General features: G+C 69.9%; 14 protein-coding genes. All 14 read left to right on the top strand.

The window, feature by feature from the left end; all coding sequences use genetic code 11:
• The first annotated feature begins 340 nt into the window (after positions 1-340).
• The gene (locus HZB25_05995) at positions 341-2,068 is read left to right on the top strand and encodes a type II/IV secretion system protein (protein ID MBI5836774.1); all 1,728 of its coding nucleotides are present in this window, start codon (positions 341-343) and stop codon (positions 2,066-2,068) included.
• Between the two features lie 28 nt (positions 2,069-2,096).
• Positions 2,097-3,341 carry a type II secretion system F family protein gene (locus HZB25_05990; protein ID MBI5836773.1) on the top strand — a complete coding sequence of 415 codons (1,245 nt, stop codon included), beginning with the start codon at positions 2,097-2,099 and terminating at the stop codon, positions 3,339-3,341.
• 113 nt (positions 3,342-3,454) lie between these two features.
• The gene (locus HZB25_05985) at positions 3,455-3,883 is read left to right on the top strand and encodes a prepilin-type N-terminal cleavage/methylation domain-containing protein (protein ID MBI5836772.1); all 429 of its coding nucleotides are present in this window, start codon (positions 3,455-3,457) and stop codon (positions 3,881-3,883) included.
• A 72-nt stretch (positions 3,884-3,955) separates the two neighbouring features.
• A complete protein-coding gene (locus tag HZB25_05980) occupies positions 3,956-4,393 on the top strand; it encodes a hypothetical protein (GenBank protein MBI5836771.1) in 438 nt (145 codons plus the stop codon).
• Positions 4,390-4,863, top strand: coding sequence for a hypothetical protein (locus HZB25_05975; GenBank protein ID MBI5836770.1), 474 nt, complete (start codon positions 4,390-4,392; stop codon positions 4,861-4,863). The genes HZB25_05980 and HZB25_05975 overlap by 4 nt, the downstream gene beginning before the upstream one ends.
• Before the next feature lie 12 nt (positions 4,864-4,875).
• Positions 4,876-6,189, top strand: a complete 1,314-nt coding sequence (locus HZB25_05970) for a pilus assembly PilX N-terminal domain-containing protein (GenBank protein ID MBI5836769.1) — start codon at positions 4,876-4,878, stop codon at positions 6,187-6,189.
• A complete protein-coding gene (pilM, locus tag HZB25_05965; protein MBI5836768.1) occupies positions 6,186-7,190 on the top strand; it encodes a pilus assembly protein PilM in 1,005 nt (334 codons plus the stop codon). The genes HZB25_05970 and pilM overlap by 4 nt, the downstream gene beginning before the upstream one ends.
• Positions 7,183-7,740 carry a hypothetical protein gene (locus HZB25_05960; GenBank protein MBI5836767.1) on the top strand — a complete coding sequence of 186 codons (558 nt, stop codon included), beginning with the start codon at positions 7,183-7,185 and terminating at the stop codon, positions 7,738-7,740. Before pilM ends, HZB25_05960 begins: the two co-directional genes overlap by 8 nt.
• Positions 7,737-8,276: a hypothetical protein gene (locus HZB25_05955; protein MBI5836766.1), complete on the top strand. Its 540-nt coding sequence runs from the start codon at positions 7,737-7,739 to the stop codon at positions 8,274-8,276. The genes HZB25_05960 and HZB25_05955 overlap by 4 nt, the downstream gene beginning before the upstream one ends.
• Entirely contained in the window at positions 8,273-8,758 is a 486-nt protein-coding gene (locus HZB25_05950) for a hypothetical protein (GenBank protein ID MBI5836765.1), read from the top strand. The genes HZB25_05955 and HZB25_05950 overlap by 4 nt, the downstream gene beginning before the upstream one ends.
• Before the next feature lie 10 nt (positions 8,759-8,768).
• Positions 8,769-10,196 (top strand): hypothetical protein, encoded by a 1,428-nt coding sequence (locus tag HZB25_05945; protein MBI5836764.1) that lies wholly within the window; start codon positions 8,769-8,771, stop codon positions 10,194-10,196.
• 45 nt (positions 10,197-10,241) lie between these two features.
• A complete protein-coding gene (locus tag HZB25_05940) occupies positions 10,242-11,309 on the top strand; it encodes a PilT/PilU family type 4a pilus ATPase (protein MBI5836763.1) in 1,068 nt (355 codons plus the stop codon).
• Between the two features lie 24 nt (positions 11,310-11,333).
• Entirely contained in the window at positions 11,334-12,041 is a 708-nt protein-coding gene (locus HZB25_05935; GenBank protein ID MBI5836762.1) for a hypothetical protein, read from the top strand.
• A gap of 53 nt (positions 12,042-12,094) precedes the next feature.
• Positions 12,095-13,621 (top strand): carboxypeptidase regulatory-like domain-containing protein, encoded by a 1,527-nt coding sequence (locus tag HZB25_05930; GenBank protein MBI5836761.1) that lies wholly within the window; start codon positions 12,095-12,097, stop codon positions 13,619-13,621.
• The last annotated feature ends 125 nt before the right edge of the window (positions 13,622-13,746 follow it).

Below are 13,746 nucleotides of genomic sequence, written 5' to 3'. Positions count from 1 at the left end.
GAAGTTGCGACAGAGTGTTCCCCGAATACGATATAATGGGTTACCTAAGGACCAGCCCGTCGGCGGCAGACGCCCCCTCCTCAGTACGCCGGTCGGGAAGTGCCCTGCCGTTTCGGGCCGGGCGGGCTGCTCCAGTTGCCACCGTGCGGGGCCGATAAGCCCTGCAGACCCCGTTTCCAAGGCCGCCATACACCTTGAGATAGCTCCCCGGCCGGGGCCGGTCACGGGGCTCGATTTTGGCCGATCACCACAGGGACCACCGGCTTGGCCGTGCGGACCGCTGCCTCCTGGGCGAGGGTCTGCTCGCGCCGGCTGTCCCTATCTTTCGGAGAGGCCCGACGTGTGCGCTGACACGAGGGAACTGGGCTCGCTGCTGCTTGGCCAGGGCCTGATCTCACCATCGCAACTCCAGGAGGCGCTCACCGAACAGGGGGCCACCCGGGAGCGCGTCGGGGAGATCCTGTGCCGTCGCGGCTACGTGTCCGCCGAGGACATCCTCGGGGCGCTCTCGGTGCAACTCGGTCACCGGCGCTTCGATCCCGCACGGGACGAGGTGCAGCACGCGGCCCTGTCGCTGCTGCCCTACGAGTTCGCGCGCCGGCACGGCATCCAGCCGGTCCGGCTGGACGACGGCCTGCTGGTGGTCGCGATGGCCGACCCGCTGGACATCGAGGCGCGGGACAACCTGCGGCGGATCGCGGAGCGCTCCGGTCGCCGGCTCGAGATCCTGCTGGCCACCCCGGAAATCCTGGAGCGCACCCGCGAGGCCAGCTACGGCCTGGTCGAGAGCAGCCGCAGCGTCACCGAGCTGATTGACAAGGTGGTGGACGAGGCCGGCGGCATGCAGGTGGCGGAGGAGGAGGCGGACGAGGCCGAGGCGCAGCGGCGCGCGCAGGAGGCCGGCACCATCAGCCTGGTGGACCAGATCATCGGGCGGGCGTTGCAGGAACGGGCCACGGACATTCACATCGAGCCCCAGGAAAAGGGGCTGCTCATCCGCTACCGCGTGGACGGGATCCTGTACGAGGCCCTGTCCCCGCCGCGCGCGGTGTACACGGGCACGGTGAGCCGCATCAAGATCATGTCGAACATGGACATCGCCGAGCGGCGCATGGCCCAGGACGGGCGCTTCACCTATCGCCGCAACGGCCACGACGTGGACGTGCGCGTCTCGGCCATCCCCACGATTCACGGGGAGAAGCTGGTGCTGCGGCTGCTCGACAAGTCGGGCTTCAACTTCTCGCTGCGGGACCTGGGTTTCTCCCAGGCCGACTTCGAGGCGTTCGAGCGGGCGATCCACCATCCGTACGGCATGGTCCTGCTGTCCGGGCCGACGGGTTCCGGCAAGACGACCACGCTCTACGCCAGCCTGCTGGAGCTGCGCCACCCGGGCATCAACATCACCACCATCGAGGATCCGGCCGAGTACAAGATCGGCGGGATCAACCAGGTGCAGGTCAACGAGCGCAAGCAGGTGTCCTTCGCGAACGCGCTGCGCTCGTTCCTGCGGCAGGATCCGGACGTGATCATGGTCGGCGAGATCCGCGACCACGACACCGCCGACATCGCCATCCGCGCCGCACTGACCGGGCACATGGTGTTCAGCACCATTCACGCCAACGACGCGCCCACCACGGCCACGCGGCTGGTGTCCATGGGCGCGGAGCCGTTCATGGCGGCCAGCGCGCTGACCATGGTGGCGGCGCAGCGGCTGGTGCGGCGGAACTGCCCCCACTGCCTGGCCGAGTACCGGCCCGCCGACGAGGTGCTGTTCGCCGCGGGGGAAGCTGGCATCACCGCCGGCGCGTCCCGTCCGCGCCTGCTCAAAGGTGCCGGTTGCGTGGCGTGCAAGGGGCGCGGCTACCTTGGGCGGGTGGCGATCGTGGAGCGGATGATGCTCACGCCCGGGCTGCGCCAGCTGGTCGCGGACAACCGCCCGGCCGACGAGATCCGCAAGCTGGCGCTCCAGGAAGGCATGGTGACGCTGCGCCAGAGCGGGCTGCAGAAGGCCCGCGAGGGATCCACCACGATCGAGGAAGTCCTTCGCGTCTGCCTGAGTGACGACTAGCGGCGTTCGCGCCGGCCAGGGGTACGGAATGGGAAGTTTCGCCTACATCGCCAGGAGCACCACCGGGGAGGAGGTCAGCGGCTTCCTGCCGGGCTCCAGCGCCGACGAGGTCGTGGACCAGCTCCAGCGGCAGGGCCTGGCGGTGCTGCACGTGGTGGAGGACCGCAGTCACGACCGCGAACGGGCGGCCCGCGGGCGCCCCTTCGCCGTCCCCTTCATGCGGCCCGGGACGCGCGACCAGGCGTTGTTCAACCGCCAGCTGGCCACGTTGCTGGAAGCGGGCATCCCGCTGGTGCGCGGCCTCCGGGGCCTGGCCGCGGACTGCTCGAACGGCATGCTGGCGCGCGCCATCGAGGACCTCGCCACGCGGATCGAGCGCGGCGAGAGCCTGTCAGAGGCGATGGCGGCCCACCCCGCCACGTTCAACACCATGTACCTCAGCATGGTGCGGGCTGGGGAGCGGGCCGGAACGCTATCCGAGATCGTGGAACAGCTGGCCGTGTACATGGAGAAGGTGGACGGGATCCAGAACAAGGTGCGGGCGGCGATGTCCTACCCGGTGTTCGTGCTGATCTTCGCCGTCGCGGTGACGCTGTTCCTGCTGCTGCAGATCGTGCCGACCTTCCAGAAGATCTACTCCGACTTCGGCCAGCAGCTGCCGGTGTACACCGCCGTGGTGATCGGGATCTCGAACGCCATTCGCCAGAACGCGCTGCTCTCCCTGGGCGTCGTGGCGGGGCTGGTGGTGCTGGCGGTCCTGGGGATCCGGACCCGCGCCGGGCGACTGGCCTTCGACGGGTTCCTGCTGCGGGTCCCGCTGTTCGGGCCCATCGTGCGCAAGGCGGTCATGAGCCGGTTCACCCGGACCTTCGGCATCCTGACGCGCACGGGCCTGCCGATCCTCGAGTCGCTGGACCTGGTGAGCGGCGCCGCGGGCAACGCGGTGGTGGGGCAGGCGATCCTGGACGTGAAGGAACGGGTGGCGGCGGGGCGGGGGATCACCGAGTCGTTCCGTGCCACGGGCACCTTTCCGGAGCTGGTGCTGCAGCTCATGGCCACGGGCGAGGAGACCGGCAACCTGGACGCGATGATGCTAAAGTCGTCGGACTTCTACGACCGGGAGGTGGAGGCCGCCGTGCACTGGCTCTCCTCACTGATCGAGCCGGTGATGATCATCCTGGTGGGGGCCATGGTGGGAGCGATCGTCATCGCCATGTTCCTGCCGATCTTCAGCCTCGGCGACGCCATCATGAGAGGCGGCTACAGCCACTGAGCGGAAGTTGAACCTGCACGCGGAATGCCATCGCCCAGGGGGGTTCCGCGGCAGCAACACCAACCCAACCGGGGCGCGCAGGCGCAGGGCGAGAAACTGCGGGAGGAAGGCAGATGCTGAGATTCAGACGCAAGCCCAACCAGAAGGGCTTCACCATGATCGAGCTGATGGTCGTGGTGGTGGTCATCGGGATCCTGGCGGCCATCGCCATTCCCATCTACGGCAAGTACATCAAGAACGCCCGGGTGTCCGAGGCGACCGGACGCATCGGTGAGATCATCACCGCGTCCAAGGCCTACGCCCAGGAGCACCAGGACGGCAGCGGCGTTCCGCAGTGGCCGCCGACAGCGGGTGCCGGCATTGCCACGCTCGAGGCGACGGAACTGTTCACGTACACCATCTCGGCCGGGGGTGGCACCGCCGCCACGGGGGCCATCACCTTCCGGGCCACCGGCACCGGCAAGATGACCGGGGTCCAGGTGGACGTGACCGTGCCCAATATCACCAGCAACGGCACGGCCCCGGTCGTGACCGGGCTGTAGCAGCTCCAGGCGGAGATCCGGGGGCCGGACGTTCCGGCCCCCGGATTGCCCGCACGAAACGAGGCACTGGAAATGAGAATCCACCGGCGGCACGGCAGGGCCCGAAACCCGGGTGAGCGCGGCCTGAGCATCATCGAGGTGCTGGTCGGCGCGACGCTGCTGCTGGTGGTGTTCTTCTCGGTGGCCCTGATCTACATGTACGGCCGCCGGCAGACGGTGTACGAGGAGGACCGGCGCAGGGCGTCCGCGGTGGCCGAGGCGCGCCTCGAGGCGATCCACCGGGACGAGGTGTACGAGGGACTACCCGCCCTGCAGGGCACCACCACCAACTTCGCGGTGGACGGCCGCACCTACTCCGTGGCCCACGCGGTCACCGCGGAGTCGCCGCAGGCCAATGCCACCACGCTCACGATCACCGTGACGTGGAATGCGCGGGCGGGGAACACCACCATCGCGCGCACGCTGGAGTGCACCACCATCCTGGCCCGGGGGATGGCATGGGGAACGTGAGGCGACCGGGCCGGGACGCCGGCTACACCATGGTGGAGCTGGCGGTCGCGCTGCTGATCAGCTTCGTGGTGGTGATGGCGCTGGGGCGGATCGTGATCACCAGCCAGAAGTCCTGGGAGTGGGGCCGGGACAAGGTGGTGCTGCAGCAGAACACCGCGGAGGCGCTGGCATGGATGACCCGCTCCATCCGGACGGCGCGCAGCGTGGCGGTGGTGGACACCAGCCAGTTCCGGACCTACGACGCCGACGGCGCGCTGGCGCACACGTTCCGCCGGGTTTCCTCCGGGGGGCAGTGGAGGCTGCAGCAGGACGGCGCCGACATGGTGGCGCGGGCCTGCTCCCGCTTCCGGGTGACCCCCAACGGGGACACCACCAGCCTCACCCTGACGCTGGCGCTGCAGGACAGCGCCAGGGACGTGGTCACGGACATGACCCGGGTCACCCTTCGCGGCCGCACGTTCGAGTTCTAACCGGAGCGTGCCATGAACGAACAGCCCAGGCTCCACCGGACAGGCGAGGCAGGCTACGTCATGATCGCAGTCATGGTGTTCCTGGTGGTGTTGCTCATCTCGGCCACTGCCTTCTTCACCATGTCCACCTACGAGACCAAGTCCGCGCTCTACCGGCAGGAATCGTCGGAGGCCTTCTTCCTGGCCGACGCCGCCGTGGAGCGGGCCCGCGCGATGTTCCTCGAGGACCGCGCCTGGCGCGACGGCTGGAGCGGCGTGGCCGCGGGCCGGGGGACGTACGACCTGGAGGTCCGGGACACGCTGTACCTGGGCATGAACGGTGTGGTGCAGCTGGTGGCCACCGGGCACGTGCTCCGGGCGAACCGGCGGATCGAGGTCATTGCCGAGGTTCCGCCCACCGGGCTGGGGCTGACGATCATCCAGGGCACCGCCAGCATCGGCGGAAACATGTGCCTGAGTGGCCCGATCCACGTGACCACCCTTCCCTTCGACCCCAGCCACCTCACGTGCGGCGGTACGTATACCAGCGGGTTCACGATCAAGCCGCCCTACATCTTTACGGATCCGGCGCACTTCCCGAACGCGACGTACTACTACGTCCGGGGCTGGAAGACCACCAACCCCTACAAGGCGCGGGTCTACAACCGCCTGGGCGTGGACATCACCCCCGCAGATAGCGTCTGCCTCAACGACGTGACGACCTACAACAACGCGACCCAGACCTTCACGTACAAGTTCGACAACGACGCCAAGATCACCAAGTACTTCCACGACGTGACGGGGGTGTTCAAGCGCGCTCCCGGAGACAGCTCCGTCGTGGTCAACTTCGGCGAAGTGCCCATCGCCAATCCCCCGGGTGTCAACGGGGTCAGCGCGGTGGAGCTCGACGGCGGCTTTGCAGGAAACCCGATCCACGCCACCGTGATCAACACGCGCTTCCTCGGGGTGACCGACAGTCTGCGTCTGAACCCCACCTACTGGACCGGCGCGTTGTTCACGGTGAAGCAGGTGACCATGGAGCCCTACGGCGGCGTCGCGGTGGTGGCATTCGATTTCTCCAAGTCCGGCGGATCGCTCGTCCAGCTGGGAACCTCGGCCTGGCCGGCATACCTCTACGTGACCCACAACGTGCCCACGCTGACCTCGAACTTCAATCTCGTCGGCGCGCTCACGGTGCTGGGAAATTGGACCAGCACCGGCGGGCCCAGCATCACCTACGACCCGGGGTTCCTGGGGAACCTCCCGCCGTATATCGAGGAGAACTGGTCCCACGGAGTCTCCGGAACTCTGCGGGTGCTCCGCTGGCGGGAGCTGGCCATCCCATGATCTCAGCGATCGGCAGGAGCCTGGGAGTCACCGGCTCCGTGCGCACCGGCATTGACCTGGGAACGTCCGGAATCAAGCTGGTGCGCGGTTCGGGCTCCCCGCGGCTGGAGCAGGTGACGCACCTGGGGGTGCAGGACTGGGTCGGGGGTGGCAGCGCGCCGGATGTCGAGGCGGCCGCCGCCGCGCTCCAGCAGCTGCTCGGTCGCCTGGGGCTGGGCCGTGGGCAGCTGGGCCACCTGGCGGTCGCCATCGGCGGCCAGGAGGCCAGCCTGCGCGAAGTGGTGCTGCCGCCGCTCACGGACGCGGAGCTGCGCCAGACGCTGCCCTACGCCGCGCGGCAACATCTGGACCTGGAAGGCATGACCTCGCCGGTGTTGGACGCCCAGATCCTCGGCCCCGCGCCGCCGAACCAGCCGGGCGGCCCGGCGCAGACGCGCGCGCTGCTGGTGGCTGCCCCCGCGCTGCAGCGGGACTTCCCGGTGCGGGTGCTGGCCCGGGTGGGCCTGGTGCCCGAGGTGGTGGACCTGGAGCCGCTGGCGGGGCTCAACGCCCTGCTGGGGTGCGCGAAGATGAAGCCGGGCAACGACGATGCGGTGGCGCTGCTGGACCTGGGGGCGCGGCGCGCGGCGCTGCACGTGAGCGGATCCTCCGGCGGGCTGCTGAGCCGGGTGGTGGGGGAGGGGGTCGGTCCGCGCCGCGAGCCGGCGGAAGTGCGGACCTTCGCGGCCGAACTGGCGAGCCAGGTGAAGGAGACCCTGGTCTTCTACCGGGGCCGGTTCCGCAGGGAAGTCGGCGGCGTGTACCTTTCCGGGGGCGGCGCGAGCCTGCCGGGCCTCGCGGATCTCCTGGCCAGGGGCCTGGGCGAGTGTCCAGTGAGCATCCTGGATCCGCTGGCCGGGCTGACGCGGGCCGCCGGGGTGATGGAGAACGGGGAGGGGATTTCCGCCCGGTTCGCGACGGCCTGCGGGCTGTGCCGCTGGTGGGACGGGCAGCTTGTATAGAGTCAACCTGTATCCCGAGTTCGAGGGCAACCGGCTGGCGGCGCGCCGGCGCGCGGTGCGCGCGGCGGTCTACGGCGTGGTCCTGGGTATCGAAGTGGCGCTGATCGGCGCGCTGGCGGTGAGCGCCGGGCTGCTCGGGGAGCGGGCCGCGGCGCTGCGCGCCGGGCTGCCGCGGCTCGAATCGCGCATCCAGGCCGGGGCCGGCTCGTTGCCGGAGCTCCAGGCGGCCCGGGACCTGCTGCAGGTGCGCCGCGAGCGCATTGACTGGTCGCCCAAGCTGGCCGCGCTCTCGGAGCAGCTCGACGCCTCGCTGCTGCTGATGCGCGTGACGGGTCACGCGCCGTCGCGAAACAGCGCGGCCCGCTTCGAGATCGAGGGCATCGTGCGGGACGGCGGCCGCTCGCTGGAGCAGGTGTCCGGGCTCATGGCCCGGCTCCGGGACGAGCCGCGGTTCTCGAGCGACTTCCCGGTGGTCAACCTGGGCACGCTGGGCAAGCAGGGCACGAACCGTTTCGAGCTGCAGTGCGCGCCCGCGGGAGCGAACCCGTGACGCGCCCGGCCCTGCCCACACGGATCGGACTCCTGCCCGCGGCGGCCGTGGGACTGCTGGTGGTGGGCGCTGGGATCCAGTTCGCGGTGGTCCGGCCACGGCTCGAGGAAGTCCGGCGGCTGCAGGCCCGGTACACCGAGCTGGCGCAGCGGGTCGCCCAGCAGGACGCCCGCGACCAGGAAGCGCGGGCGTTGGCGGGCACGGCCCAGGGCCAGGCCCTGCGAACAGCGCCGGCCGGCGGCCGCGGCACGGACCCGGTGGCCCACATCGGCGGGCTGATGAACCGCATCGGGCTCCGCCGCCTGGAGCTCGCCGCCGGCGCCGGTGCGGCGGACAGCAGCCTGGAGTCCACCCGGTCCACCGTGCGGGTCATGGGCAGCTACGGCCAGATCCTGGGATTCGTGCGCGCGCTGGAGAAGGGGCCGCCGCTGGCCTCCGTGGACGTGGTGTCCATCGAGGTCGTCCCGGGCGAGTCGCAGCTGGAGGGGAGGCTCAGCATCAGCATCTACTGGCCCGTGGCCGGGAGGCGAAGGTGAGGCGGCCCGTCCGCGACGATCGTGCGACGTGGATCGGCCCGGCCGCGCTGGGGCTGGCGGTGATCCTCCTGGGCGGCCAGGTGCGCCAGACGGTGGTGGACGTACTCTCGGTCACGCGCGGAACCGGCGCTTCGGGCCCGGGTGCGGCCAATGCCGGTGCGCCGGCCTGGAAGAGCGTCACGGCCCGTGACGGTCTGGTGGAGCGGTCGCACATGGGCCCCCGCGACCCATTCCGGCTTCCGCCCGCGCGCTCGATGACGCGGGAGAGGGGACCGGCGGCGCCGGAGCCCGCCCCGGCGCCCCGGCTCAGCAGCCTCCTGTTCGACAACGTGGCCCCGAGCGTGCAACTCACCGTGGGCGAGATCCGCTCCGGATGGCTCAAGGCGGGCGAGGTGTTCCAGGGTTGGACGGTGGTGGAAATCGGCAGGGCTTCAGTCAAAGTCACGGACGGCAGCAGGACCCTGGTCCTGGCGGCCAGTTAGGAGAGTCAGTATGGCGCTGAAATTCATCCGGTTCCCCGGCGTCGCGATCGCGATGACGCTCGTCCTCGGCTTGCTCCCGGGCTTCCCGGAACACGCCCGCGCCGCACAGGCGCAGGCGCCGGCACCCGCCGTGGTGGCCCCGCCGGTGCCGGCCGGACAGTCCCCCTCGGCGCTCATCACGCTGAGCGTGGACAGCACCCCGGTGGTGGAGATCCTCCAGATCCTCGCCAGCCGCACGGGCCTCAACATCGCCACCAGCGCGGACGTGCAGCACCGCCTGATCTCGCTGCGCATCCGCGAGACCCCGTTCGAGGAGGCGCTCAATCTCGTGTGCCGCACCGCCGGGCTGGGCTACGAGCGCGTCGGCAACTCCATCCTGGTCGCCGATCCCAAGAGCCTGGAGAATGCCACCGGACTGACGTCGCGCGTCTTCGACCTGCACTACGCCTCCGCGACGGACGTGGGCAAGATGCTCGAGATCATCTGCACGGGCGTGAAGGTGGACGTGAAGAGCAACCGGGTGATGGTGCGCGCCCCGCAGTCCGCCGTGGAACAGGCGGAGCGGACCGTGGCGGAGCTCGACCGCAAGCCGGCCCAGGTGCTGCTGGAGGCCCGGCTGATCGAGGTCAACACCAGCCGCCTCACCGAGCTGGGGATTGACTGGGAGAAGATCACCAAGTGGACCGGGGTGCTCACCGAGGGCGACCCGGGCGCGGGCTCCCCCGGGAGGCTGCCGAGCGAGATCGGTTCCATCAAGGTGGCCGACGGCGACTCGTGGTACCGCCAGAAGCTGTCCTTCGAGGTGGCACTCGACGCGCTGCTCACCGACGGCAGCGCCCGGCTGCTGGCCAACTCGCGGGTGGTCACCCTGGACGGCTCGCCCGCGGAGATCTTCGCGGGAGAGACGGTGCCGGTGGTCATCACCTCGCTGCAGTCGCAGGGCGTGGCCGGCGGGGCGTTCCAGACGGTCCAGCTGGAGAAGATTGACGTGGGCGTGCGGCTCAACATCACGCCGCGGATCGGCGCCGACAACCTGATCACCACGCTGGTCGAGCCCGAGGTGTCGCGGATCATCGCCTTCGTCGGGCCGAACAGCGACCTTCCGCAGACATCCACCCGCCGCGCCAAGACCCTGCTGCGGGTCAAGGACGGCCAGAAGATCTACCTCGGGGGCCTGATCACGGACGAACGGCGCAACACGCTCAAGAAGGTCCCGCTGCTGGGCGACATCCCGCTGCTCGGAGCGCTGTTCCGGCACCAGCGGGAGGAGGATGTCCGGCTGGACCTGGTGATCGAGATCACGCCGCGGATCATCGGCGACGACGGCCGGGAGATGGGCCTGCAGGCCCGCCCGGCCACCGACCCGGAGACGGAATGGCGCGCGCTCGAACAGCTGCAGCGGCCGTCGCGGGGCGGCGCCAAGCCGCCGCAGCGGTAACGGGACCACGTGGCGCAGGACGCCCGGGAACCAGGAGCCCCCACGATGAAGATTGACGATGTGCTGAAGGAGGCGGTGCGCAGGCAGGCGTCGGACGTCATCCTGTCCGCCGGCGCCCCGATCACCTACCACGTCTTCGGAGAGCTGCACCAGGACGCCCCACCGGTCCCGCTGCAGGCGGAGCAGACCCGGGAGCTGGTGTACCAGTTCCTGGGACCGGCCCAGCGGAAGGAGTTCGAGGAAGTCCAGGAGCTCGACATGGGCTTCGAGCTGGACGGCCTCGCGAGGTTTCGCGCCAGTGTGTTCCGACAGCGGGGCACGGTCGCGGCCGTGCTGCGCCTGATCCCGCTGGAGATTCCGCACTACTCCCGGATCGGGATGCCCGAGAGCCTGTTGCGCTCCCTGCTGACCATTCCCAACGGGCTGGTGCTCGTGACCGGGCCCACCGGTTCGGGCAAGTCCACCACGGTGGCCAGCTACCTCGAGTACCTGAACACCGAGCACGGCGTGCCCAAGCACGTGGTCACCATCGAGGACCCGATCGAGTTCCCGCTCAAGTCCAAGGTGTGCGTGATCAACCAGCGGGAGATCGGCGTGGACACCAGGGGATATGCCGCCGGGCTGCGCAGCGCCCTGCGGCAGATGCCCAACATCATCTTCGTGGGGGAGATGCGCGATCGCGAGACGATCGAGATCGCACTCACCGCGGCGGAGACCGGCAACGTGGTGATCAGCACCCTGTCCACGCAGTCGGCGTCCAAGACCATCCACCGGATCATTGACGTGTTCCCGATCCAGGACCAGGCGGAGATCCGGACCCGCCTGGCGCTCACGCTGAAGGCGGTCATCTCCCAGGTCCTGCTGCGCCGCAAGGACGGCAAGGGCCGGATCGCCGCGCGCGAGATCCTGCTGTCCAGCGGATCGGTGTCCAACCTGATCCGCGAGGGCAAGGTGCACCAGATCAACAACGTGATCGCCAGCAGCCGCAACGAGGGCATGGTGCTCCTCGACGACACGCTGCTGGAGCTCTACCACGAGGGTGTGTTGTACGCGGCCGACGTGTTGCCCCGGCTGCAGGATCCCGAGAAGGCCCGTTTCCTGTCGACCGCCTAGCCGGACGCGCAAGGAGGAACCACGATGTTCGAGTCCCTGGTCACCAGGTCGAAGATCCGGAGCCTGATCCGCCGCTGGATCGAATACCGGGCGAGCGTGCTCCACATCGTCGAAGCCGAGAAGGCCCCGCCCGCGGAAGAGCAGGCGCTCTACCAGCTGCAGGCGGGCATCGCCGCCGACCTGCAGTCGGTGACCGGCCGCCTGGGAAGCGACGTGCGCCCGGAGTTCCAGGAGATCAGCGCACTGCTCAAGCAGCACTACTCCCTGGGCAGCGGCGAGGCCCGCCCGCCGTTCCAGCGCGACGAGTTCGAGCGCGCCTGGCACTCCGCGTTCATCTTCCTGGGCCAGCTGCAGGGGATGGGTGCGGCCAAGGCAGCGCCGCGGCAGGCCGGACGCCCCGCGTTCGTGCCCACCGGGATGGAACGCCGCTGGGGACCGCACGCCATCGGGCTCCGCCGCTGGCTGCGCTTCGCCATCCAGCTGGCGGTGCTGGTGCTGCTGGTCTACGTGGTCGGCACGGCCCTGGGCGTGAAGATGGCGCCCGACGGGCGGTTCTCGATCGAGAACCCGGGCAGCGTGGGCAAGGTGATGCAGAACGGGCTCGAAGCGTTCAACGGGCTGTGGGTCGGCGTCTTCGGAACGGTCGCCGCGGCCTACGGGGTGGTGCCGACGGTGCTGCTGCTGGGGTTGCTGGTCTCCATCGTGGGCTACTGGGCCTTCAGCCGCGGCTAGGCTGACGCGTCCTCGAGCTTGAGGTTGTGTTCGGACAGGAGGGTTCTCTGACCGTGGAACGGATTCGTTGGACTCATACCGCCCTGCCTCGCGCCGCGGGATGGCTGTGCCTGGCGGTGACGTGCATGGCGCTGGCGGGGGGCTGCGGCAAGAGCTCCACCATCGAGGCCCCGCAGTTGACCTTCGTCGCCGGCCGGGTGGTCGAGTCGGCGCAACCGGACCAGGGAGTCGCCGGGGCCACCGTGCGGGCCGTGGGCCAGGACCGGGCCGCGACCACCGATTCCGTCGGGCTGTACCGGCTGGAAGTCTCGGCGGCCGACTCCACGCTGGTTCAGCTGGTCATCAGCAAGGCCGGCTACGCCTCGCAGGTGACCTCGGTCGCGGTGCGTCGCGGCGCGACGGCCACGGTGCCAAACGTGCAGCTGACCGCCGGGTCCTCGGGTGGCGGGGGTGGCGGCGACGCCACCGGGCCCGCCAGCAACATCGTCGTCGTGAGCGTGGCGCCCCAGAGAATCGGGGTCCGGCACTCCGGGGACGTCGAGACGGCCCTGCTCACGTTCGAAGTGCGGGACTCGAAGAGCAGCCCGGTGGACCTGGCGCAGCGCGCGCTGGTGCGCTTCCAGCTGACCGAGACTCTTCCGGACAGCGTGTTCCTGGGCGCCGACACGGTGCGCACCGACGCGAAGGGCCGGGTGGCGGTGACCGTCAACGCGGGGATCCGGGCGCAGGTGGTGCAGGTGCGGGCCAGCGTGGAAGGCACCGCGATCTACTCCACCCCGGTCCCGGTGGCCGTCCACGGCGGCCCGCCCGACGCGGCCCACTACAGCATCGCCGCGGAGCGGCTCAACGTGCCGGGCCTGGTGTTCTATGGCGTGGTGGATCCCATCACCGCCTTCACCGGCGACCGCTACGGAAACCCGGTGCCGGAGGGCACGGAGAACTACTTCACCACCACCGGTGGCATCATCGTGGGCTCCGCGCCCACCAACGACCACGGCCTCTCGACGGTGGACCTGGTCACGGCCGCGCCGGCCCCCGAGGGCGGGCTGGCCAGCGTCACGTGCCAGACCGTGGATGAATCGGGGGCGCGGATCAGCCGCTCCATGACCGTGATGTTTTCCGGCCACACCACCCTGTCGGTGAGCCCCGGCACGTTCTCGGTCGCCGCGGACCAGTCGCAGGAGTTCAGCGTGACCGTGCGGGACGCGGAGAACGGCAACCCCCTGACCGGCGGCACCCAGATCGCCGTGCTGGCCACCCTGGGGACGCTGGCGGGGGACGTGAGCGTGACGCTTCCCGACACCCAGGACCGGGTCGGCTGGACCAGCTTCACGTTCGTGCTGCAGAACCCGTCCGGTGGCGCCCCCACGCTGGTGGGGCCGCACGGCATCAAGGTGCAGTTGCGGCCGTCGAGCGTGAAGGTGGAGGGATTCGAGGAATGGGCGGCGGCGCAGGGAAGTGGTCGCGGGCTCGCCGGGCCGGAGGAGACGCAGGTGTTCAAGCCCGCGGCGGTCCGGGTCTCGGTGACCAGCCCGAACGGGAATGCGGCCCGCACGGTGTTCGGGTCGGTGGAGAAGTAGGCGAACTCGTTCGGGTGCCCGGGGCCGAACGGCAGGGACTCCCGGCGTTCGATCATCCATGGAACAGAACGCGACCGGCGCCGCCTCTCGGTGGCGCCGGTCGCGTTTTCTGTATCCGGGCGGGG

The organism is Candidatus Eisenbacteria bacterium (genome assembly GCA_016235265.1).
Lineage (GTDB): Bacteria > Eisenbacteria > RBG-16-71-46 > RBG-16-71-46 > JACRLI01 > JACRLI01.
The sequence above is the reverse complement of the archived record's forward strand: the minus strand, read 5'-3'. Positions and strand labels throughout refer to the sequence as shown.